The organism is Nonomuraea sp. NPDC049758 (assembly GCF_040674635.1).
Lineage (GTDB): Bacteria > Actinomycetota > Actinomycetes > Streptosporangiales > Streptosporangiaceae > Nonomuraea.
In genome coordinates this window covers 191160-213522 of sequence record NZ_JBFAMZ010000014.1, presented here as the reverse complement: position 1 = coordinate 213522, position 22363 = coordinate 191160, and the positions used below count along the sequence as shown (strand labels likewise).

Genomic DNA, 22363 nt, shown 5'->3' with positions numbered 1-22363 from the left:
CGGAGCCGAGGACGGCCGTGCTCCGGCCGTGATCATCCTGCGGCAGGATCTCGGCTCGCGAAGAAGACGATGATCACCGCCCTGGCGGCCTGCGCCTGCGTGCTGACGGCGACCGCGCCCGCCCAGGCGCCCCACATGCCGCCGGAGGTGTAGCTGACGTCGCCGATGCTGATCGTCCGCTCGCGGGGCCGGCCCACGGGGGTGGCGGTGATGTCGGAGGCCGCCAAAGCGGTGACCACCGACACCGGCGAGTGACCGCCCCTCCCGGGCGCCGGCCGCGCCCACGGGGTCAGGCGTCGTCCGGGTGCATGCGGAAGTCGTAGCGTCCGGGCAGCGGGTCGGCGGTCAGGCGTGACCACGTGTCGTGCAGGACGGCCTCGCCCTCCCGCAGGTCATCGACGTCGAAGCCGGCGTCGAACAGCGCGCGGGCGCCGTCCCGGTCCCCGGCGGCGAGCAGGGCGCGGGCGCGGAGCAGGACGGCCCGGCCGGTCGCGGGCAGGGTGTCCAGGACGGCCAGGCACTCGGCGGCCCTGCCGGCCTCCAGCAGCGCGACGGCCGCCTCCGCCGCCAGGCGCTCCCGGACGAGTCCGGCCGTCTGGCTGAGGGCCGCGAGGTACAGGGTGGCCTGTTCGTCCGGGTTCGCGGTGGTGCGGGCCAGGCAGCGGGTCGCCCAGGGGTTCCGGAGCAGCTCGGCGGAGCGCCGCCACGCGCGTACGGCCTCCGCGCGGTCCCCCGCGTGCCAGGCTGCCACGCCCAGGTGGTAGGCCGTCACCCAGGTCTCCGGCGCCCGCTCCAGCAGCCGCCGCCACGGCGCGGACACGAGGCTGTGCCCGGGATCCGCGCCGGGAGAGGGCTCGGGACCGGGAAAGGCGCCGGTGGTGAGGAGAGTCAGCCAGGGCGACTGGTCGGCGCCGAGGGTGGCCCCGGGGAACGGGGTGCCGGGCGTGGCGACGCCGGCGCGCGCCACCTCCAGGGCACCCCAGCCGGACCCCTCCGCCAGGATCCGGACGGGCTCCTGGTCGGCGTGCGCCCGCCACTTGCGCCAGGCGGCGGACACCTCGGCGGCCGGCAGCCGGGCCGCCAGCTCCTCCTCGGCCGCCCGCACCGCCTCCGTCCAGTCCGCGCCGTGCACGGCGGCGGGGTCGGCGCGCAGCGGCCCGTACGCCTCCAGCCAGGAGAACTCGCCCCCGCCGGGCAGCGGCACGTGTTCGAGCTGGGTACGGGCCAGCCCCGCCTGGATCTCCAGGTAGCCGCCGGTGCCGGGCTCGGTGAGCCAGTCCTGCCAGCGGCGCCCGCCCGGCCCGCGTCCCCACAGGAAGAGCTTGCGCCCGCGCAGCGTCCGGGTGGAGGTGTGCACGAGGCCCGCGCCGGAGCCGTCGAGCGCGGCGATCCACGGACGGCGGTCGCCGAGCTCGAAGAAGTAGTCGGCGGCGTGGTCCGCGCGGGCCGGGTAGCTACGGTCCAGGCCGTCCCAGACCGGGATCGGGACCTGTTCGAGCCGCCCGGCGTAGCCGAAGTGCCAGGCCGTGCCGGCCGGGGCGAGCACGCGCGTCCGCCCGGTCTCGGGGACGGCGATGTTCGACCACCAGTACGCCGGCACCTCGTGCGGGTGCGGGTTGCGCATGCGCACGCCCACGTACAGGAAGTCCGACCCGCGCGGCAGCCAGAAGTCCACCTGGTACGGCAGGTCCCGGGTGCGTTCCCACTCCCACACCCGGACCATCGGCGTGCCGTCGGGCCCCTCGGCCTCCCCGGCGAAGACCGGGCGGCAGGTCAGCGTGGTGTGCCCGGTCGAGCCGGAGTTCCACTCCACGCCGCCGGAGAACCAGGCGCCGGTCAGCCCGAAGTTCGCCGGCTGCAGCACCGGGTTCCGGTAGAGCAGCTCGCCGTGGTCGCGGTGGACCAGCGAGTACAGCCGTCCGCCCCAGCCGGGCAGCACGGTCGCGGTCAGCCGGTCGTTGGCGAGCTGGATCGCCTCGACCCGGCGGGGCCGGCGCGCCCGGTCGTAGCCGTCCTGGACGCGGCAGGGCAGCACGGAGGCGAGCCTGCCGTAGGAGAGCTGGAACGCCATGTCGGGCGGCGCGCCGGCGACCGCGGCCGCGGGCCCGGCGGCCTCGCCGAGGGGCGGCAGCGGGTTGTCCGGGCCGGGCAGGGCGACCGGCAGAGTGATCATGGTGCGGCGGACGGTCGTCGTCATTTCCCCATCCCCAGGGTGATGCCTTCGGTGACGCGGCGTCCCACCCAGGCGAACAGGACCACCATGGGCAGCACGACCACGCAGACGCCGGCGAACATACCGCCCCAGTTGGTGCCGGTGTACTGCTGCTGCTGGGCGAAGCCGATCAGCGCCACCGGCAGCGTCTCCTTCTCGTCGTCCTGCATCAGCACCAGGGCGAGCATGGTCTCGTTCCAGGAGACGATGAGCTGCAGCACGAACACGGTGACCAGCCCCGGCCGGGCGACCGGCACCACGATGCGCAGGAACGTCCGCCACACCCCGGCGCCGTCCAGCGCGGCGGCCTCCTCCAGCTCGCCGGGCAGCGACCGGAAGAAGCCGGTCAGCAGGAAGACGGTGAACGGCATGGCCGTGCCGACGTAGGCCAGGATGAGGCCGGTCAGGGTGGAGGTGAGCTCCAGGCTGCTCAGCATGAGGAAGATCGGCAGCAGGATGACCTGCGTGGGCACGCCGGTCCCGAGCGCGAACAGCAGCGTCAGCGGCCGTCCCGCGCGGTTCGCGGTCCGGGTCAGCGCGTACGCGGCCGGCGCGGCGACCACGACGGCCAGCACCGAGGACAGCACGCCCACGACCGCGCTGTTGACCGCGGCCCGGCCGAAGTTCCCGATCTCCAGCGCGGTCAGGTAGTTGTCCAGCGTCGGCGGGATCGGCAGCCGCCACGGATGGTCGAACACGTCGCGGGTGCTCTTCAGCGATGTGATCAGCACCCACGCCAGCAGCGCCACGTCGGCGGCGACGACCGCCCACACGGCCGCCTTCATGGGCGCGAGCCTCGTCGGTCTCATGGTCGGCCCCCTTTCAGAACCGGACGGCTTCACGGTCGAGCGCCCGCCGTAGCAGGAGCACCACGGCCGCCGCGATCAGCAGGCTGAACAGCGCGCTGGCCGCGGTCATCCCCAGCTCGGGCGGCGAGCCGGAGCCGCCGTACGTGGCCGCGTAGCTGTAGAGGGCGACGGTCCAGGTGCTGCTCGGCGGGGTGCCCGCGGTGCCGCCGCCGAACACCAGCACCAGCTCGAACACCTTGATCGAGCTGATGGTCCACAGCAGCGCGCAGACGCTGAGCACGTCCCAGGTCAGCGGGATCGTGACGTGCCGCAGCCGCTGCCAGGACGTGGCCCCGAGCAGCGCGCAGTCCTCGTGGAAGGAGGCGGGGATGCGGTCGACGGCGGCCATGATGATCGTGGTGTAGTACCCGACGGCCGCCCAGATCGCCACGATCATGATGAGCGTGAACGTGTTGTCCACGGCCAGCCACTTGGGCGGGTCGCTCACCCCGAACACGCCCTTCAGCACGGTGTTGACCAGCCCGTCGGGGTTGAACAGGAATCCCGCCACGATGGCCGGCACCAGCGCGCTGACGATGTTGGGGAAGAACAGGATGTTGCGGGCGATCAGCCGCCCGCGCATCTCCCTGAGCACCATCGTGAGCGCGAACCCGGCGGCGAACGTCACGCCGCCGCCGACGACCAGCAGCTTCAGGGTGTTGAGCAGCGCGGTGTGGAAGACCGGGTCGCCCAGCAGGCGGGCGTAGTTGCGCAGGCCGACGAAGCGCGAGTCGCCGTACCCGGCGGTCTGCTGGAGGCTGATCCACACCGCGTAGCAGGCCGGGCCGAGGACGAAGACGCCCAGCAGCGCCAGGGCCGGCCCGACCATGGGGACGAAGGCCCGCTGCCGGGCCCGCACGGCCGGGCCGGGCCGCGTCTCGGGTTCGGCCGCCATCAGCTGCCCTGGTTCTTCCAGAAGCCGGCCTGGACCGCGGTGATCTTGTCCACGAACCCCTGCGCGGTGAGCCTGCCGTTGAACAGCTCGCCCACCGTCGGGTAGTAGACCTTGTCGGTCCAGCCCGGCACGCTCAGCCCGGCCGCGAACGGGTAGGTCTCGGGCACGCTGTCGAGCTGCCGCTTCACCCCGGCCAGCGCCTCGGGCACGAACGCGTCCGCGCGCGGCGAGAGCACGGAGGCCGTCCTGGCCAGGTCGTCGGCGAACTCCTTGGTCGTCAGGTACGCGATGAACCGCTCGCCGGCCTCGACGTTCCTGGCCTTGGCGGGCATCGCGAAGCCGAACTGCACGACCTCCTCGCCCTTGGCCGGCCCGCCGACCTCGGGGAAGGGCATGGAGGCGGGCTTGAACCCGGCCCTGGCGTACGAGCCGACCTCGCTGGGCAGCCAGGAACCCATGATCATGAACGCGGCCCGGCCCTGGGCCCAGTTCTTCTGCTGCTCGGGGTATTTGCTGGCGTCGTACCCCTTGAGCAGGTAGCCCTCCTTGGCGAACCGCTCGATCTGCCGGGCGGCGGCCAGCACCTCGGGCTTCTTCCACGACTGCCCGGTCCGGTCCTCGGCGATGGCCTTGAGGCCGTCCGCGCCGATCGTCCGGTAGAGGTAGTAGTTCATCCAGTACGAGTCGGACCAGTACTGTTCGCCGTCGGCGGTGAGCGGGGCCGTCCGCCCGCCGGCCTTGAGGGTGCCGAGCAGCGCCAGGAACGCCGTCCAGTCCTTCGGCGGCGCCTCGGTGAGGGTGGCGGCGTCGTAGAACAGGCCGATGCCGGCCACGCTGTAGGGCACCATGTACGGCTGGCCGTCCGGCAGCCGCAACGCCGGGCTCTGCGAGTACTTGGCCGGGATGACGTCCTTGACCTTCTTGCCCGCCTCGCCGGGGACGTCGGCCTCGTACACTTTCGCCAGCCCCCGGGCCACGCCCGGGGTCACCATGAACGGCCGGATCGTGTCGTCGGACTGGTCGACCACGTCCGGCACCTTGGACGTGGTGAGCGCGGCGGGCAGTTTCTGCTTGACCACGTCGCGGCCGGCCCACTCGACCTTGACCTGGATGCCGGTGGCCCGGGTGAAGCGGGTGATCGCGGCCTGCAGGGCCACCTGCTGCGGTTCGCCCTGCTTCCACATCGACCAGTAGACGAGCTCCTTGCCGGACGCGTCCTGGGCGTCGCCGCCGCAGGCGGTGACCAGGCCGAGGGCCAGCGCGCCGGCGGCGAGCCCGGCGAACGTCCTGCGGATGGGGAGGGATCGGGATGAGCTCATCGAGCGGCACCGCCTGTCCTGTGAGATTCGGGGGGTGGCCCGGCGGGGCCCGGACGGGGCCCCGCCGGAGGAGGGTCAGCCGACGGTCCAGCGCTGCAGCGCCGAGCCGGTGTCGGCCTGCTGGGTGACGAGCGCGCCGTCGGCGGTGGAGGCCGTGGTGAGCAGCAGCCCGCTCTTCTGCGAGGCGATCCGGTAGCCGCCGGCGGGAGCTGGGGTGACCTGCCAGCGCTGGTTCGCGGCGCCGGTGCACGTCCACTGGATGATCTTGGCGCCGGCGGCGGTGGAGCCGCCGCCGACGTCCGCGCAGAGCTTCGACAGGCCGTTGGCGATCTGGTAGGAGCCGTCGGGCCGGCGGGTGAAGACCCAGCGCTGGTTGGCGCCGGAGTTGGGGGTCCAGGTGATGAGCTGGGTGCCCGGGGTGGTGGAGTGGTCGGGGTCGTCCAGGGCCTTGCCGGCGGCGGTCAGGGTGTGGGTGCCGCTCAGGTCGCCGCCCGAGGCGCCGGTGTCGGTCAGCGTCAGGGTCTGCTCGGCGGCCGTGCGGCGACCGCCGACCGTCCCGCCGGAGGTGTCGCTCCAGTGGCGTACGGGGGTGGTCTCGGCCGGTCGGGACGCGTCCGCCGTCAGGGCGAGCGCGAGGCCGCTGTAGCGGTTGACCAGCCGGTGGCCGTTCCCGCCCGGCACCACGAACCACTGCTGGCCCGCGGTGGGCCCGCCGGCGCCGGGCGCGGTGACGACCGGTCTGGCCCCCCAGGCGCGGCCGGCCGTCGTGGCCGCGTCCACGCCGAGCAGCCCGCCGGTGGAGGCGTTGGCGATGCGGTAGGAGCCGTCGCCGTTGGGGGTGAACGTCCAGTTCTCCAGGGGCGAGCCGGTCGGGGCGGCGGCGGAGGTGGTCGCCGGGCCGCCGGAGACCTGGGCCAGGACGCGGCCCGCCCCGGTGCCGATCCGGTAGGTCCTGGCCGGGTCCGCCGGGGCGGGGGCGGGGGCGGGCGCGGTGGAGGTGACGGTGAGGTTCGCGTACTCGCCGCTGGAGGTCGCGCACTCGATCGAGCAGTACGAGCGGAACGTCCTGCCGACGATGGCCGAGCCGGTCCTGCTGACGTCGTCGAGGAACCAGCGGTACCAGGAGCCGGAGACGTAGCTCCCGGTGTCGCCGATCAGGCGCCACCGCTGGGTCGACAGGTCGTCGGTGACGTAGAGACGCTGCGGCTGACGGCCGGAGACGACCTCCGGCTCGCCGAGGTAGAGGCCGAGGTGCGCGTCGTAGGCGATGTTCATGATGAACAGGTCGGACTTCGGCGGCAGCTCCCCGGCGGCGATCTGCTGGTCGACCGTGCCGGTGTTGGCCGGGTCGTAGTCGCCGCCCACGGGCGTGTAGCCCCGGGGGTTCGCGGCGGTGACCGGGACCATGTTGCTCTCCTTGCCGCCCACGCCGGGCTGCGACCAGGAGCCGTCGTACCACTTGGTCCACGAGCCGGTCGCCATCTTGGCCGACATCGGCGCCCGCGCCACGTGCGCCAGGCCGCCGTTGCCGCCGCCCACGCCGCCCTTCGGGATGATCCGCGAGCCGTAGTAGACGTAGAAGTAGCCCGAGACCGGGTCGGCGAACAGGCGCGGGTCGCCGTCGCCGTAGTCGTAGGTCTGGTTGGGGAAGGCCGCGGCGTCGTTGCGCTTCGTGCTGTACGGCGAGGTGATCGCGTGGCCGAGGATGGTCCACACCCGGCCCTGGTTCCGGGAGACGGCGTAGTCGAGCGAGTCGTAGTGCAGGCCGTCGCCGAAGGGCTGGGGGGTGAACTCGTTGTGCACCAGGCCGTACCAGTCGCCGGTGTCGGGGTCCACCCAGACGCCGACCAGGTCGCAGTAGTTCTTGTGGGCGTACCCCGAGCCCGCGCCGGCGGGGGTCGCCTCGAGGCCGGTCGGGCTGTTGTTGCAGCGCCAGGTCGTGTCGTTGTTGCGGTCGGCGGAGTTGGCCGGGTTCACCGCGTCGCTGATCGCGGCCGAGCGGGTGGCGGTCTCGAAGTTCGCGCCGGTGAAGAAGTCCCAGTAGCGGGGGTCGGAGGCGCCGTAGAGGGCGGCCGACTGCTGGAAGTAGAAGGTGCCGTCCTTGTCGATGTAGGTGGCGGCCGGGGTGTCGGTGGGATGGGCGTAGCGGCCGGTGGAGCCGACGGTGATCGTGTAGGTGGCGTCGGGCGGTGCGGCCGCCGCGGCCGGGACGGTCAGGGAGCCGCCCAGGACCAGCGTCAGGGCCGCGGCGGTGGCGGTGAGCACGTTGCGATGGGGGGACACGGGTGCTCCTTTCTGTCGGGCACGCCACGCCTGGCGCGCCCTTGGGGGAACCACGAGCCGGAACCGCGTGGCCGGACCATACGCCAGATTTGACCGCTCAAACAAGGCCCGAATTCGCGTTCTTGCTCTCTTGTCCGGTCAAAAGGCACGTAATGCGCACGATGGTTGACGAGATCCGAGCCGGGCGGCTACCTTTCGGCACGACGTCATTGGACCGGTCAAACCCCCTTGGAGGCCGTGTGGTCACGATGCAGGACGTGGCCGAGCGGGCCGGGGTCACCAAACAGACGGTCTCCAACGTGGTCACCGGCCGCGTACGCGTCCGCCCCGAGACCGAGGCCAGGGTGCGCGCGGCCATCGCCGAGCTTGGCTACACGCCCAACCTGGTCGCCCGCTCCCTGGCCACCGGCACCACCATGACCGTCGGGCTGTTCGTGCCGACGGTGGCCAGCTCGTTCTACTCGGCCGTGGTCGAGGAGGCCGAGAACGTCCTGGAGGAGCACGGCTACCACCTGCTGCTGTGCACCACCCGCCTCGACGGCGACCGGGCCCGCCGGCACATCACCGGCCTGACCAGCCGCTCGGTCGACGCCCTGCTGATCGCCGGCGACAACGGCCTCACCGAGCACCTGCCGCTCCTGGCCGACGCGCGTTTCCCCGTGGCCCTGTGCGCGTGGGAGAGCGAGGTGCCCGACACCCTGCCCGTCGTCACGATCGACTACGAGCAGGCCGGCTACCTGGCCGGGCGGCATCTGCGCGAGCTGGGCCACGAGCGGGTCGCGGTGCTGAGCAGCGCGCCGCACGCGCTGCGCGTGCAGGGGTTCCGGCGCGCGTTCGCCCGTGACGGCCTCGACGTCCCGGCCGCGGCCGTCTTCACCGCGCCGGAGCCGACCGCGATGGGCGGCTTCACCGCCGCCACCGCGGCCCTGACCGCCGACCCCGGCGTGACCGCGCTGTTCTGCACGCACGACATCCTCGCGCTGGGCGCGCTGGAGGCGGCCCGGCTCGGCGGCCGCTCGGTGCCCGGCGACCTGTCGGTGGTCGGCCACGACGACATCGACGAGGTACGGGTGACGCATCCCGCCCTCACCACGGTCGCCGTCCCGAGCAGGGAGATGACCAGGCAGGCCATCGAGCTCCTGCTGCGCGCCCTGGACGAGGGCCGCCCGCCGGTCAACTCCCTGCAATTACTGCGCTCGACCCTGATCGTCCGGGCCAGCAGCGGTCCCGCCTGACCTCCTGCGGCGCGGCGCAGGCGGCCAGCGTGCGGCGCAGCCAGCGTCCGCAGCCCCGGGCGCTCCAGCCCGCCGCCGCCCCGACGGCGACCCCGGCCAGCACGTCGCCCGGGTAGTGGGCGCCCACGTACACGCGGGAGGCGGCCACCGCGGCGGCGAGCAGCGTGACCGAGGTGGCGACCGGCAGCGGCGCGTCCCTGGCGACCGCCACCGCGAAGGCGACCGCGGACGCGCTGTGCCCCGACGGCAGCGACGAGGACGCCGGCACCCGGCGGCGCCGGATCACCGGGATGAGGTCCGTCAGCGGGCGCGGCCTGCGGATCGCCTGCTTGACGACCATGCTGGTCAGCGGGCTGGCCAGCGAGATCGCCAGCAGCCCGCGGACGCCCGCCCGCTGCAGGCGCGGCCGGCCTGTCATCATCAGGACGCCCGCCACCAGCCCCCACAGCACCGAGTTGTCGGCCGCCGACGACAGATGCGGCAGCAGGGCGTCGAGCACGGGCAGGTCGGAGCGCGCGACCCGGTCGAAGGCCCGTTTGTCCCAGGCGTCGAAACGTTCGAGCAGCATCATCCAGCCGATCACCTCCGCGACGGCCCTACACCTGCCCGCCGATCATGCCGGTCATGCCCGGGACGGCCTGGCTCCCGTGCTCTCCCTGACCACGAGCTCGGGCTCGACCAGCCGCCGCGCCTCCGGCTCGTGCCCGGCCATGAAGTCGAGCAGCAGGTGGAAGGCGTGCCTGCCGACCTCGCCGAAGTCCTGGCGCACGGTGGTCAGCGGCGGCCAGAAGTAGGCCGACTCGGGGATGTCGTCGAACCCGGCCACGCTGACGTCCTCGGGCACCCGGCGGCCGGCCTCGCGCAGCGCGCGCAGCACGCCGAGCGCCATCTGGTCGTTGGCCACGAACACGGCGGTGACGTCGGGATTCTCGCAGAGGCGGCGGCCGAGCTGGTAGCCCGAGCGGGCGCTCCAGTCGCCGCGCAGCACCTCGGGCACCTCCCGGCCGGCGGCCTCCAGGACGCCGCGCCAGCCCTCGATGCGGCCGTTGGCGTCGAGCCAGTCGGCCGGGCCGGCGACGTGCCAGACCGTCTCGTGGCCGAGGCTGAGCAGGTGACGGGTGACCCGCCTGGCGCCCGCCTGCTGGTCGACCTTGGCCACCGGCACGGGGATGTCGTCGCCGGCGTCCACGGCCACCACCGGCATCTCCGGCGGCAGGTGGCGCAGGCCGTCGGCGGCCGACTCGTGCGGCGCCACGATGATCACGCCGTCGACCGCCTGGGCGCGCAGCCGCTGCACGCCCTCCTCCATCGACCTGCGGCTGAGCGAGGGCAGGCTGGCGATGCTGACGTTGTAGCCGGCCCGCCTGGCCGCCTGCTCGATGCAGTAGAGCGTGGAGGCCGGGCCGTAGAGGGTGGTGTCGATGCTGACCACGCCGAGCACCCCGGACCTGCCGGTGACGAGCTGGCGTGCGGCCTGGTTGGGCCGGTAGTCGAGCTCGCGCACCGCGGCCATGACGCGGGCCCTGGTCTCCGCGCGGACCCGGTCGGGCGCGTTGAGCACGCGCGAGACGGTCATGGCCGAGACCCCGGCGAGCACGGCCACGTCCATGAGCACCGCCGGCCTGTCGCCCTTCGCTTTCACCGCCGCTCACCTCCTGTCAGCGGTAACGCTAACAGGCCCGGGGCGCTCCCGCGCGACCGCGCGGCGGCCGCGAACAGCCCCCGCGAACCCGCGGCACGCCTGGTCGGCGGCCTGACGCTGCCAGGTAACTGCCAGGAAGGGTAGGTAGTCTGCCTCGCCATGAACTGGCAGCGGCACGTCAACAAAGCGCTGGTCAGGTTCACCGGATTCCAGATCGAGCGAGTCGGGAACACGCCTTCTCCCCCGCCCGCTCCCGAGATCAGACCGCCCGCGGATCCGCAAACCGACCGGCTGCTCGAATCCCCCGTCTTCCTCCTGTCCCCCGTACGGTCCGGCTCCACGCTCCTGCGCGCGATCCTCAACGCCCACCCGGACCTGCACGCCCCGCACGAGCTGCACGTACGCCGGTTGCGGGTGCAGTTCGGCACGCCGCTGGCGGCCAAGGCGATGGCCGCGCTCGGGCACAACCAGGCCGACCTGGAACACCTGCTGTGGGACCGGGTGCTGCACCGCGAGCTGGTCCGCAGCGGCAAGCGGTACGTCGTGGACAAGACCCCCGCCAACGCCTTCGCCCACCAGCGCATCGCCGCCTGCTGGCCGGACGCCCGCTTCGTCTTCCTGCTGCGCCATCCCGCCTCCATCGCCACGTCCTGGCACGAGGCCGCCCCCGACCGGCGCACCCCCGACGAGGCCGCCCTCGACGCCCTGCGGTACATGAAGGCCGTGCAGCGGGCCAGGGCCGCGCTGCCGGGACTGACCGTCAGGTACGAGGAGCTGAGCGCCGAGCCCGAGCGCGTCACCCGCGAGATCTGCGCGTTCCTCGGCCTGGAGTGGGAGCCGCGGATGCTCTCCTACGGCGAGCAGCAGGTGCTGGAGAAGGGGCTCGGCGACTGGCGGGACAAGATCAGGACCGGGACCGTCCAGCCCGCCCGCGAGCTGCCCTCCCCCGAGCAGATCCCCGAACCCCTCAAGCCCATCGCCCGGACCTGGGGGTACCTCGCGTGAAGATCCGCTACCTGATGCTGCACGCCTACGGCATGGGCGGCACGATCCGCACGGTGGTCAACCAGGCGAACGCGATGACCGCGGCCGGGCACGACGTCGAGCTGGTCAGCCTGGTACGGCGGCGCGAGGCCCCGCAGTTCGCGATCGACCCCCGCGTCACCGTCACCACGCTGGTGGACCAGCGCGGGGGCAGACAGCCCGACTCCGTCGGCCGCAGGGCGTGGCGGCGGATCCGCGGCAAGATCGTGCCGCGCGGGGAGTTCGCCGCCGACTACTTCACCGAGCGGGTGGAACGGGCCGCGATGGACTACGTCTCCGGCCTGTCCGGCGGCGTCCTGGTGACGACCAGGCCCGCGCTGAACCTGATCTCCGCCCGCCGCACCCCCGCCGACGTCGTCAGGATCGCGCAGGAGCACATGAACCTGTCCGCCTACCCCGACACGATCCGCAGGGAGATCGCCCGCCACTACGGCAGGTTCGCCGCGGTCACCGTGCTGACCAGGACCAACAAGCTCGAATACCAGCGCCTGCTGCCGGACACGCCGGTGGTGGTGATCCCGAACGCCGTCCACCGCGTGGAGCAGGCACCGTCCCGGCAGGTCAACCCGGTCGTGGTGGCGGCCGGGCGGCTGGTGCCGCAAAAGGGGTTCGACCTGCTCATCGAGGCGTTCGCACAGGTCGTGCGGGTGCATCCGGAGTGGCGGCTGCGCGTCTTCGGCACGGGCCCGCGCCGCAGCCAGCTCGCCGGGCTGGTCGCGCGGCACGGGCTGGCGGAGCACGTGACGCTGCCCGGCCGTACCGAGCGGCTGGAGAAGGAGCTGGCCGAGGCGTCGGTGTACGCGCTCAGTTCCCGCTTCGAGGGCCTGCCCATGGTGATGATCGAGGCCATGACGCACGCGCTGCCCGTGGTCGCCTTCGACTGCCCCACCGGGCCGCGGGACGTGCTGACCGACGGCGTGGACGGCGTCCTGGTGCCGCCCAGGGACGTGGACGCGCTGGCCGCGGCGCTGATCCGGGTGATCGGCGACCGGGAGCTGCGGGTGCGGATGGGCGAGGCGGCGGCGGCGACGTCGCGGGCGTACGGGCCGGAGGTGGTGATGCCGATGTGGGAGGAGCTGTTCACCGGGCTGGCGCGGGGGCAACGGGTGGCGGACACCCTCTGGACGGGCCACTGAGGGGCCCGGCACGAAAGATCTACCTGACGGATTCTTCGGCGCCGACGGGGTTTCTAACGATTCAGTCACAGATTTGGCCGCAAATCGTTAAACGCATGCCAAATCGGGCGGCAGCCTGGGGTGCATGCGTAACCGGAAAGCTCGACTCACCGCGTTCGCAGGCGCCTTCGCCCTGGTCACGGGGCTGGGCGTGCCCGCGTACGCGCAGACCGCGACCCCATCCGCCGCGGCCCCTTCCCTCGTCGCCTCCTCCGCCGACGCCGGGGCGCCCGCCGTGTACGGCCGGGCCGCTTACCTGATGGACGCCCGGTCCGGCGCCGCCCTGTTCGGCAAGGCCGCCGACACCCGTATGCCGATCGCCAGCCTCACCAAGACGATGACGGCGTACGTCGTCCTGCAGTCGGCCAAGCCCACGGACATGGTGGAGATCGCCCCCCAGGACGCGCGGTACGCCGAGGAGGGCGGCGGCACCACCGCCGACCTGCGGCCCGGCGACCGGCTGCCGGTCGGTGAGCTGCTCTACGCGCTCATGCTGCCCTCGGGCGCCGACGCCGCCCACGCGCTGGCCCGTACGTACGGGCCGGGCGTTCCCGGGTTCGTCGACAAGATGAACGCCACCGCCCGCTCGCTCGGCATGAACGACACCCGGTACGTCAACGCCGACGGGCTGCCCACGCCGGCGGGCGACGGCTGGTCCACCGCCCGCGACCAGGCCGTGCTGGCCGCCAAGGCCCTCCAGGTGCCGCTGATCGAAGGCGTGGCCGGGACCCGGTACCACGAGGTCGCCGCGACCGAGGAGCACGGCGCGTACGGCTGGCGCAACACCAACCGCCTGCTCGCCGAGCCGGGGGTGATCGGGCTGAAGACGGGGTTCACCCGCGCGGCGGGGTACAGCCTGGCCTTCGCCGGCGAGCGGGACGGGCACCGGCTGGTGGGCGTGATCCTGGGCGAGTCGGTCTCCAGCCGCCGCTTCGACACCGCCCAGTCCCTCCTCACCTGGGCCCCCACCCGCACCGCCGCCTGACCCTCCCAAACCCCCACCGGCACCGCCGCCTGACCTCTTCACACCCCCCACCCACACCGCCCCGCACCCCCTCTTGCCCCCACTCGCAGCGCCGCCTGCCCCTCCCAAACCCGCGCACCCGCCCCGCCGCCTGCCCGTCGCCGTCTGTCCGCATGATGGACGCTCGTGATCTCTTGGGTTAGTTTGCCCGGCATGAACGTTCGCATCGCGATGAGCGTGTTGTCTGCGGCGCTGGTGCTCGCCGCCCCGCTCCCCGCCCACGCCGCCACCCCCGGCCCCGGCCCCGGCCTCGGCTGGGAGCTGAAGGAGACCGGCGTGACCGCCCGCTTCCGCGGTCTCGCGCCCGTGAGCAGGGACGTGGTGTGGGCCGCCGGCACCGGCGGAACCGTCCTGCGGACCGTGGACGGCGGACGCACGTGGCAGAACGTCTCCCCGCCCGGCACCGAGTCCCTCCAGTTCCGCGACGTGGAGGCGTTCGACGCCCGCCGCGCCTTGGTCCTGTCGATCGGCACGGGCACGGACGGCCGCGTCTACCGCACCGAGGACGGCGGCCGCACCTGGACCGAGTCCTTCAGGAACGACGAGCCGAACGCCTTCTACGACTGCATGGCCTTCTTCGACCGCCGCCACGGCCTGGCCATGAGCGACCCGGTGAACGGCAGGTTCCGCCTCCTGGCCACCGAGGACGGCGGCCGGAGCTGGCAGGTGCTCCCGTCCACCGGCATGCCGGACGCGCTGCCCGGCGAGGCCGGTTTCGCGGCGAGCGGCCAGTGCCTGGTGACCGCGGGCGGACGGGACGCCTGGATCGCCACCGGCGGCGGCGAGCGGTCACGCGTGTTCCGTTCGGCCGACCGCGGGCGTACGTGGACCGTCTCCGACACCCCGATCCCGGCCGCCGACCCGGCGAAGGGCGTCTTCGCGCTGGCCTTCCGCGACCGGCACCGCGGGATCGCGGTCGGCGGCGACTACCAGCCCGGCCTCCCCTCCCCCAACGCCGCCGCGGTCACCGGGGACGGCGGCGCCACCTGGCGGACCGCCACGACCCCGCCGCCCGCGTACCGGTCGGGGGTGACGTGGCTGCCGCACCTGCCGTTCGCGGCGATCGCGGTCGGGCCCACGGGTAGCGACGTGACGTACACCGGCGGGACCCGCTGGGAGACCTTCGACGGCGGCTCGTTCGACACGGTCTCGTGCACCCCCGACCTGTCCTGCTGGGCCTCCGGCGAGCAGGGCCGCATAGCCCGTCTCCGCCTCCGCTAGCACGAGGGGCTCGCGGGGCGCACGGCGTCCGCGGCGGGCGTGGAGGACATGGAGGGCGTGGAGGGCCGGGTCAGCGGACGCCGCGCGGCCTGAACTGGATGCTGATGCGCGGCCCCGCGGGCCGGGCGGTCTTGGGGATGGCGTGCTCCCACGTCCGCTGGCAGCTGCCGCCCATGACGATCAGGTCGCCGTGCCCGAGGTCGCGGCGGATCGAGGGGCCGCCGCCGCGCGGGCGCAGCAGGAGCGGGCGCGGGCTGCCCACCGAGACGATCGCGACCATGGTGTCCTCGCTGCTGCCCCGGCCGATGGTGTCGCCGTGCCAGGCCACGCTGTCGCGGCCGTCGCGGTAGAAGCACAGGCCCGCGGTGCGGAAGGGCTCGCCCAGCTCCTCGCCGTAGTGGGCGTCGAGCGCCGCTCTGGCCTGGTCGAGGACGGGGTCGGGCAGCCTCTCGCCCTCGTCGTAGAACTTGAGCAGGCGCGGGACGTCGAGGACCCGGTCGTACATGCGGCGGCGCTCGGCACGCCACGGCACCGTCTCGGCCAGCCGCGCGAACAGGGTGTCGGCCCCCGTCAGCCAGCCGGGCCGCAGGTCGATCCAGGCTCCGTGGTCGAGGTACGTCCGGCGGACCGTGGCGCCCAGCCGCCCGACGCCGAGCTCCTCGTCGAGACCCAGCAGAGATGCTTGGAACGCGGCTTTCATGAGGCCGAGTCTACGTCATTGTTCGTACACACATTCGACTCGGGGGCTGGATGGCGCCCGGCCTGTGCGGTACGCAGTCCGTACAGGCCGGGCGGGTCGCCGCCGGCGGACGCGAGGCCCGCGCGGGACGATCACCCGAGCCCTTCCCCGCCCGGACCATCTCTTAACGCGGATCCTGTAACGTCTTGCTGGTGCTGACGCGTTACATGGCTGGTGTGGTCGCGGCCCGGACCGGCGACGAGATGTCCGGGCCCGCTCTCCTGGTGGCCGGGCTCGCCGCCACCGGCTCTCCGCTGCTCGGGGCGTCGCTGCTGGCTGGGCTGACCGTCTCGGCGGCCGTCGGCGGGCCGCTGCTCGGCGTGCTGCTGGACCGCGCCCGCCGTCCGGGCCGGTTGCTGGCGTGTTGCCTGCTCGGGTACGCGACCGGCCTGCTGCTGGTGGCGGGCGGCGTCGGACGGGTGCCCGGGACGGCGCTGGTGGCGCTGGCCGTGGTGACCGGCCTGGCGGGCCCCGCACTGACCGGCGGCTGGACGGGACAGCTCCCCCTGGTCTCCGGACCCGACCGGGGCCGGCTGGCACGAGCCACCGCATTGGATGCCATGACGTACAACGTGGCAGGTCTGGCCGGTCCGGCAGCGGTCGGCGTGATCGCGGCCGCGACAGACGGGACGGCCGCGGTCCTCGTCTCAGTAGCCCTCCTCCTGACCGCCCTCCCCACCGCCTGGACCCTCCCCACCCGCACCCCCCAAAACCGCCCCACCCGCGCCCACCCCCCAAGCGCCCGGCCGCACGACCAGCCCGCCCTTGCCCACCCCACGAGCGACAGGCCCGCAGACAACCGGCCGATCGGCGGTGACCTGCCCGCAGGGGGCAGGCCGGACGGCGAGCGGCGGCGCTTCGGCGGCCTCAGCTCGCCCGTACGGGCTGCGGGAGCGGTCGCGCGGGAGATGGCGGCCGGGGTTCGGGCGGTGCTCGGGAACCGGGTCCTGGGACGAGCCACCGCCGGGTCGATGGTCTCGTGCGCCGGGGCGGGCATGTTCGTGGTGTCGGCGCCGGTGCTGGGGCTGGAGCTCATGGGCGACAGCAGCCGCGGCACGCTGCTGCTCGCCGTCACGGCAGCAGCCGGCCTGGCCGCGAACGGACTCCTGGCCTGGCACGGCGGCCCCCGTCGACGGAACCCGACACCGGCGTGGGACGCGACCCTGGCCTGGTCCACCGCGCTGGTCGGCGCGGGCATGGCGTTGGCCGCCACAGCAGGAACAGGCCTGGTGGGGACGTACTGGATCGCGGTGGTCGCGGCGGTGTTGGTGGGCATGGGCGAGGGGCCGCAGTTGACGGCGCTGTTCGCGGTGCGGCAACGCGAGGCCCCCGCCGGGCTGCGCAGTCAGGTGTTCACGACCGGCGCCAGCCTCAAGATCACCTCTTTCGCCGTCGGATCGGCGCTGGCGGGCCCGCTGAGCACCCACTCGGCCACTGCCGCCCTGCTGACCGGCGCGGCCTTACAGGCCGTGGCCGTCTGCGTCCTCCTCCGCCGCCGCGGTTGGCGAGCGTCAGCGGGCGGCGCGGGCACCGGCAGGCGGTGAGCAGGCGCGGGCTGGCTGGGACGGGCCGGCTGGGACGGGCGCGTGGCGTCAGGGGGCGGCGCGGTGGGCGGCGACGGCGGCGCGGGTAGGGGCGGGCGCGTGGTGTCAGGGGGTTGGCTGGGGGCGGGCGCGGTGGGCGGCGACGCGGGCGCGGGTGGCGCAGCGGGTGCCGCAGTAGCGGCGGGGGCTGCCGCCGCCCAGGTCGAGGTACGGCCGTCCGCACCCCGCGGCCGCGCACAATCCGCCCGGAACGCGCTGATGGTCGGCGACCAGCACGGCCAGGGCCATCGCCGACGAGGCCAGGAACCACTCGGCCCACGGCGCGTCGTCGCCGCTGTCGACATGCAGATGCCAGGACGTCGTGCCCCGGTGGCTGGTCAGCCTGGGCGGCCGGGCGGTGTCGGCGAGCAGGCGGTTGAGCAGGCCCGCCGCCTCCTCGGCGTCGCGCGCGCCCAGCACGTCGCGCAGCCGGGCCGCCGCCGCGCGCATCGCGGCCACGTCGGAGTCGTCGAGGCCGAGGTCTCCCTGCTCGCCGTGGCGGCGCAGGACGTCCGTCACCGAGGCGGGCGTCGGCTCTTCGTGCAGCAGCGCCACGCACAGCTCGACGGCTCTGACGGCCATCGCCCTGGTCGAGTGAACCTCCACGCGGCAAGCGTATCCACGGCGGGACTCCCCCGCCCCGCCGTGGACGCCGGCCCGCCGTGGCGGGGGCTCAGCCGCCGCAGGCGGCGAAGACGAAGCTGTCCTTGAGGACGGTGTACCGGTCCCTGCCCCGTACGGCGCCCGTCCCCGTGTCGACCTGGACGATGGTCATCCTGGACGAGCCGGACACCAGGTGCAGCGTGACCTGCGTGTCGCCGGTCCAGTCGATCATGTTGAGCTCGCCGTCCGGCAGCTTGATCTTCCTGCGTCCGGTGACCTCGTCGGTGGCGAGGTCGTAGGTGAGCAGCTCGGTCTTCCTGCCGCGGATCACGACCGCCGCCGTGTGCCCGTCGCCGGCCAGCGCCTGCGGGCCGTTGGCGGCCACGACCTGCGGCGGCGTGACGCGTACGAGATGCTCCCCCGTCTGGTCGCGCACGACCAGATCGGTGACGGAGTCGTCGGACTCGATCGAGGACAGCACCTCGTCGCCGTCGCCGCTGAACCCGAGGAGGGTCTCGTCGGCGGGCACGGTGCCGAGCAGGGCGCCGGTCGCGGTGTCGAAGATCTTCGTGGCGGCGGGCCGGTCGCTCTGGACCACGACGGCCAGCCGCGCGCCGTCGCCGGAGAGCAGCAGCGTCACCTCGTTCTGGGCGACCCGCGGCAGCGCGTCCTCGGGCAGCAGCGTGACGCCGCCGCCGAGCACGCGTACGGCCAGCCGCCCGGCCTTGGTGAGGTACGCCACGCGCTGCCCGTCGCCGCTGACCGCGATCGGCGCCGGCGAGGTGACGGTGGACCTGCGCCTGGCGTCGAGCGCGACGACCTGGGCGTCGGGCAGCGTCCTGCGCCCGCCGTCGTGCATGACCAGCCGCCACTGCCCGCAGGGCCGGGACGTGCCGTCCTTGTCCGGGCAGCCCTTGACGGAGGCGTACCGGATGCTGTCGTGGCCGTGGTGCGGCGCGGCCTGGGCGGCGGCGGCCGGCACGGCGGTGAGGGTGAGCAGGGCTGCGGTCAGCAAAGGGACGATTCTCACGATGGTCACTCCCCCGGGAACACGATGGTGTGAGGGTCGGGGCCCACCTTGTAGGTGTCGGTACGGCGGGCCTGGCCGGAAGCGGGGTCGACGGTGAGCACCCGTACCACCGTCGACTTCGTGGTGCTGCTGTCGTAGGAGTAGGCGGCGAGCCGTCCGTCAGGGGTCCAGCGGGCGTGGTCGGGCGAGGCGTCGCCGGCGAGCGGCAGGTTCACTCCGTCGGCGAGCCGGGCGGTCTCCAGGTCGTACGTGCGCATCCGGGGCGGGCCGCCACGGCTGCCGCCGGAGCTGAACGCGGCGACGGTGTGCCCGTCGGGGGACAGCGCGAGGGTGACGGCGTTGGCGACGAACTGGGGGGCCTGGCTCCTGAGCGCGTGGCCGTCGAGCCCGTAGGAGTACAGCCATCTGGTGCCGTCGCTCAGGTCGCGGGTGGTGAGCACCTCGTCCCCGTCGCCGCTGAAGCCGGCCGGTTCGCCCTTGACGGTCAGGCCGGTGATCCTGCCGGTGGCCAGGGTGAGCACCTCGGCGTGACCTTGGCGGCCGACGAGGAGCCGGTCGCCGGCCGTTGACAGGTAGAGGGCGTCGTCCGCGCCGGGCCGCAGGGACCTGGGCAGTTCCCTGACCGGGCCGCCGGCCGCCGCCCGTACGACCAGGCGGTGGTCGCGGGCCCGCTGGTAGACGATGGTCCGGCCGTCGCCGCTGAGGGCGAACAGGGAGGTCGCGCGGGCCTTGGCGCGGGCGGCGGAGTCGCCGACGGTGACCTTGCGGCCGTCACGGAGAAGCAGGTGCCAGGGGCCGCACGGGGACGTGCCCTCGTCGGGCAGCTCGCAGGCGGTGACCCAGGCCGCGCGGGCCTGCGGCGGCCCGGTGTGCGCGGATGCGGCGGCGGCCGGGAGCCCAAGCCCGCCGGCGACCGCCGGCGCCAGGAGCGCGGCGGCCGCTGAGGATAGCCTCATGAGTGGTGATCCTTTCGCTCACCTGGTTAGACCCATGGGCACGGTGGCGAGTTGGTCACATGTAGGCCACGCTTCAGGGCAGCGGGCGCCGCCCCGCGAAGCCCAGATCCGTACGGTGGTACCAGGCGAGCTCGGGCTCGCCCTCGATCCAGCACAGCCGCACCGACGCCCCGCCGAGCACCGAGGGGAAGTCGATCAGCAGCGGCGCGACGCCCTTGACCTCGATCCCCTGCTCGCTCCACCGGGTCAGCGTCTCCTCGATGCGCGCCTCGATCGCCTTGATCTCGGGCAGCCCGCCGAGCCGCGACCCGCCGGCGGCCTCCCGGTCGAAGGCGATCTCGGCCAGGTCGGCGCGGCCCGCGACGATCTCCCGCGCCTCGGCGATGATGCCGGGCAGCAGGGCGCGCGCCTCGTCCAGGGTGAAGATCCGGTCCATGCGGAAAACGCTACCCGTTCGGCTGGTAGGCGTGGATGAGAAGCCGCTCGGCCTCGTCGAAGTAGTCGTCGAGGTAGGCCGCCGCCTCCTCGGCGCGGCCGGCCGCCAGCAGGGCGAGCAGCGCGCGGTTGCGGTCGATGAACGGCTCGTGGAAGGCGCGCGGGTTGTCCATCACGTGGAAGACCAGGCGCAGCTCGGCCAGCAGCTGTCGCATGGCCTCGTCGAGGCGGGGGCTGCCGTGCAGGCCGACCAGGGCCTGGTGGTAGCGGATGTTGGCGGTGCCGACGCCCTGCCAGTCGCCCTGGGCGGCGGCCCGCTCGGCGTCGCGCACGGCCTCCTCGATGAGCGCCAGCGCCTGCCGCGACGCCTTGCGCCGGACGGCGGCCCCTTCGAGCACCCGCCGCATCGTGTAGAGGTCGGAGACGTCCTCCACGGACGGGAGCCGGACGAAGACGCCCCGGTTGAGCCGGTGGTCGAGCAGGCGTTCGTGGCCGAGCAGGCGGAACGCCTCGCGCAGCGTGTTGCGCGAGACGCCGAGCCCTTCGGAGATGGCCTCCTCCGACAGCCGCGCACCCGGCGGGAAGGCGCCTTCGATGATGTTGTCGCGGAGGATGTCGGCCACGCGCTCGGCCGTGCTGCTGCGGCTCAGTCTCGACCGGTGCCGGGCGAGGTCCGCGACCACGTCTTCCACGTTCGCCAGGGAATCATGGAGCAAATCCCTTGTCGAATTGTTCAACAATCCTTACGTTGAAACTGTCCCCTCGACCATCTGGGAGCCTTCGATGTCAAGCTCCGCGCACCAGACCCGCCGGGTGATCATCGCCGCCCTCGTCGGCACGTCCCTGGAGTGGTACGACTTCTTCCTCTACACCACGGCCGCGACGCTGGTCTTCGGCAAGCTGTTCTTCCCGTCGCTCGACCCGCTCAACGCGACGCTGGCGGCCCTGACCACCAACGCCGTCGCGTTCGTCGCCAGGCCGCTCGGCGGCGTGGTGTTCGGGCACTTCGGCGACCGGGCCGGCCGCAAGACCGTGCTGGTCGTGACGCTGCTGCTGATGGGCCTGTCGACGTTCCTCATCGGCGTGCTTCCCGGCTACGCGAGCGTGGGGGTGGCCGCGCCCGTCCTGCTGGCCGTGCTCCGCTTCGTCCAGGGCTTCGGGCTCGGCGGCGAGTGGGGCGGCGCGGTGATCATGTCGCTGGAGCACGGCGACAGCAGGCGGCGCGGCTTCAACGCGAGCTGGCCGCAGGTCGGCGTGCCCGCCGGGTACGTGCTGGCCACCGGCCTGCTCGCGGTCCTGTCCTTCGCCCTGCCGGACGCGGCCTTCCAGGCGTGGGGATGGCGGGTGCCGTTCCTGCTGTCGGGCGTGCTGGTGCTCGTCGGGCTGTGGGTGCGGACGCGGGTCGCCGAGTCGCCGCTGTTCTCCCGCGTCGAGAAGCACGGCGCCACGGCCAGGATGCCGCTGGTCGAGGTGCTGCGCACGCATCCGCGGGCGCTGCTGTCGGCGTTCACCGCGCGCATCGGGGTGGACGTGGCCTTCTACACCTTCACCGCGTACATCATCGTCTACCTCACCGGACAGCTGAAGCTGGACCGGTCGGTGGCGCTGTACGCGGTGCTGATCGGCTCGGTGCTGCAGCTCGGCCTGATCCCGCTGTTCGGCGCGCTGTCGGACCGGCTGGGCCGGCGACCGGTCTACTTCGCGGGCGTGCTGGCGGCGGCCGTGTGGGTGTTCGCGTTCTTCCCGCTGCTGGACACGAAGTCGTTCCCGCTGATCGTGCTGGCGGCGGTGGTCGCGCTGGCCGCCCACGCGGCCATGTACGGCCCGCAGGCCGCCTTCATCGCCGAGCTGTTCAGCACCCGCCTGCGCTACAGCGGCGCGTCCATGGGCTACCAGCTGGCCGGGATCGTCGGCGGCGCGCTGGCCCCGATCATCGCGCTCAAGCTCTTCGACCTGTACGGCACCACGGTCGCCGTGTCCCTGTACGTGGTTGTCGCACTGGCCGTCACCGCCGTAGGTTTGGCCATCGCCCCGGAAACCCGCGACCTGGACATCGCCGCCGGCGAGAGCGGCATCGCCAGGAGGCTGCCCGGCCAGGTGGGTCCCTTCGCCTGAGGGC

Annotated in this window: 21 protein-coding genes; 7 read left to right on the top strand and 14 right to left on the bottom strand. The window is 73.5% G+C overall.

Translation table 11 applies throughout. The features are described from left to right. Window positions 1-32: 32 nt before the first annotated feature. The 6 genes from AB0J46_RS32890 to AB0J46_RS32865 form a co-directional block, all read right to left on the bottom strand. On the bottom strand, window positions 33-245 hold the full coding sequence (locus tag AB0J46_RS32890; protein ID WP_364338051.1) for a hypothetical protein: 213 nt from the start codon (window positions 243-245) through the stop codon (window positions 33-35). 44 nt (window positions 246-289) lie between these two features. Then, a complete protein-coding gene (locus AB0J46_RS32885) occupies window positions 290-2197 on the bottom strand; it encodes a DUF5107 domain-containing protein (protein ID WP_364338050.1) in 1908 nt (635 codons plus the stop codon). Next, window positions 2194-3021: a carbohydrate ABC transporter permease gene (locus AB0J46_RS32880; protein WP_364338049.1), complete on the bottom strand. Its 828-nt coding sequence runs from the start codon at window positions 3019-3021 to the stop codon at window positions 2194-2196. Before AB0J46_RS32880 ends, AB0J46_RS32885 begins: the two co-directional genes overlap by 4 nt. Window positions 3022-3034: 13 nt before the next feature. Further along, a complete protein-coding gene (locus AB0J46_RS32875; protein WP_364338048.1) occupies window positions 3035-3955 on the bottom strand; it encodes a sugar ABC transporter permease in 921 nt (306 codons plus the stop codon). Further along, window positions 3955-5274 (bottom strand): ABC transporter substrate-binding protein, encoded by a 1320-nt coding sequence (locus AB0J46_RS32870; RefSeq protein WP_364338047.1) that lies wholly within the window; start codon window positions 5272-5274, stop codon window positions 3955-3957. Before AB0J46_RS32870 ends, AB0J46_RS32875 begins: the two co-directional genes overlap by 1 nt. A 75-nt stretch (window positions 5275-5349) precedes the next feature. Continuing rightward, the gene (locus AB0J46_RS32865; RefSeq protein ID WP_364338046.1) at window positions 5350-7557 is read right to left on the bottom strand and encodes an RICIN domain-containing protein; all 2208 of its coding nucleotides are present in this window, start codon (window positions 7555-7557) and stop codon (window positions 5350-5352) included. Between the two features lie 248 nt (window positions 7558-7805). On the opposite strand from AB0J46_RS32865, the gene AB0J46_RS32860 reads away from it, so the two are divergent. Further along, the gene (locus tag AB0J46_RS32860; protein ID WP_352361449.1) at window positions 7806-8792 is read left to right on the top strand and encodes a LacI family DNA-binding transcriptional regulator; all 987 of its coding nucleotides are present in this window, start codon (window positions 7806-7808) and stop codon (window positions 8790-8792) included. On the opposite strand, the gene AB0J46_RS32855 is transcribed toward AB0J46_RS32860, so the two are convergent. Together AB0J46_RS32855 and AB0J46_RS32850 are read right to left on the bottom strand one after the other, a co-directional pair. Beyond that, window positions 8731-9375 carry a phosphatase PAP2 family protein gene (locus AB0J46_RS32855; RefSeq protein ID WP_364338045.1) on the bottom strand — a complete coding sequence of 215 codons (645 nt, stop codon included), beginning with the start codon at window positions 9373-9375 and terminating at the stop codon, window positions 8731-8733. The genes AB0J46_RS32860 and AB0J46_RS32855 overlap by 62 nt on opposite strands. Before the next feature lie 39 nt (window positions 9376-9414). Beyond that, window positions 9415-10401: a LacI family DNA-binding transcriptional regulator gene (locus tag AB0J46_RS32850; protein WP_357965838.1), complete on the bottom strand. Its 987-nt coding sequence runs from the start codon at window positions 10399-10401 to the stop codon at window positions 9415-9417. Between the two features lie 192 nt (window positions 10402-10593). Between AB0J46_RS32850 and AB0J46_RS32845 the strand changes: the two genes are divergently transcribed. From AB0J46_RS32845 to AB0J46_RS32830, 4 genes are all read left to right on the top strand, one after another. Next, on the top strand, window positions 10594-11439 hold the full coding sequence (locus tag AB0J46_RS32845; RefSeq protein WP_364338044.1) for a sulfotransferase: 846 nt from the start codon (window positions 10594-10596) through the stop codon (window positions 11437-11439). Beyond that, window positions 11436-12614: a glycosyltransferase family 4 protein gene (locus AB0J46_RS32840; RefSeq protein ID WP_364338043.1), complete on the top strand. Its 1179-nt coding sequence runs from the start codon at window positions 11436-11438 to the stop codon at window positions 12612-12614. The genes AB0J46_RS32845 and AB0J46_RS32840 overlap by 4 nt, the downstream gene beginning before the upstream one ends. Window positions 12615-12738: 124 nt before the next feature. Beyond that, window positions 12739-13638: a D-alanyl-D-alanine carboxypeptidase family protein gene (locus AB0J46_RS32835; protein ID WP_364338042.1), complete on the top strand. Its 900-nt coding sequence runs from the start codon at window positions 12739-12741 to the stop codon at window positions 13636-13638. 192 nt (window positions 13639-13830) lie between these two features. Next, window positions 13831-14898 carry an oxidoreductase gene (locus tag AB0J46_RS32830; protein WP_364338041.1) on the top strand — a complete coding sequence of 356 codons (1068 nt, stop codon included), beginning with the start codon at window positions 13831-13833 and terminating at the stop codon, window positions 14896-14898. 70 nt (window positions 14899-14968) lie between these two features. On the opposite strand, the gene AB0J46_RS32825 is transcribed toward AB0J46_RS32830, so the two are convergent. Continuing rightward, on the bottom strand, window positions 14969-15598 hold the full coding sequence (locus AB0J46_RS32825; protein WP_364338040.1) for an alpha-ketoglutarate-dependent dioxygenase AlkB: 630 nt from the start codon (window positions 15596-15598) through the stop codon (window positions 14969-14971). 191 nt (window positions 15599-15789) lie between these two features. Between AB0J46_RS32825 and AB0J46_RS32820 the strand changes: the two genes are divergently transcribed. Further along, the gene (locus AB0J46_RS32820) at window positions 15790-17181 is read left to right on the top strand and encodes an MFS transporter (RefSeq protein WP_364338039.1); all 1392 of its coding nucleotides are present in this window, start codon (window positions 15790-15792) and stop codon (window positions 17179-17181) included. A 105-nt stretch (window positions 17182-17286) separates the two neighbouring features. On the opposite strand, the gene AB0J46_RS32815 is transcribed toward AB0J46_RS32820, so the two are convergent. The 5 genes from AB0J46_RS32815 to AB0J46_RS32795 form a co-directional block, all read right to left on the bottom strand. Continuing rightward, the gene (locus AB0J46_RS32815) at window positions 17287-17826 is read right to left on the bottom strand and encodes a CGNR zinc finger domain-containing protein (protein WP_364338038.1); all 540 of its coding nucleotides are present in this window, start codon (window positions 17824-17826) and stop codon (window positions 17287-17289) included. 67 nt (window positions 17827-17893) lie between these two features. Continuing rightward, window positions 17894-18853, bottom strand: a complete 960-nt coding sequence (locus tag AB0J46_RS32810) for a hypothetical protein (RefSeq protein ID WP_364338037.1) — start codon at window positions 18851-18853, stop codon at window positions 17894-17896. 5 nt (window positions 18854-18858) lie between these two features. Then, on the bottom strand, window positions 18859-19809 hold the full coding sequence (locus AB0J46_RS32805; protein WP_364338036.1) for a hypothetical protein: 951 nt from the start codon (window positions 19807-19809) through the stop codon (window positions 18859-18861). Window positions 19810-19882: 73 nt separating this feature from the next. Beyond that, on the bottom strand, window positions 19883-20245 hold the full coding sequence (locus AB0J46_RS32800; protein ID WP_352361155.1) for a DUF2203 domain-containing protein: 363 nt from the start codon (window positions 20243-20245) through the stop codon (window positions 19883-19885). A gap of 10 nt (window positions 20246-20255) precedes the next feature. Further along, on the bottom strand, window positions 20256-20936 hold the full coding sequence (locus AB0J46_RS32795; RefSeq protein WP_358285458.1) for a GntR family transcriptional regulator: 681 nt from the start codon (window positions 20934-20936) through the stop codon (window positions 20256-20258). 91 nt (window positions 20937-21027) lie between these two features. Between AB0J46_RS32795 and AB0J46_RS32790 the strand changes: the two genes are divergently transcribed. Further along, window positions 21028-22359, top strand: coding sequence for an MFS transporter (locus AB0J46_RS32790; protein ID WP_364338035.1), 1332 nt, complete (start codon window positions 21028-21030; stop codon window positions 22357-22359). Window positions 22360-22363: the final 4 nt, after the last annotated feature.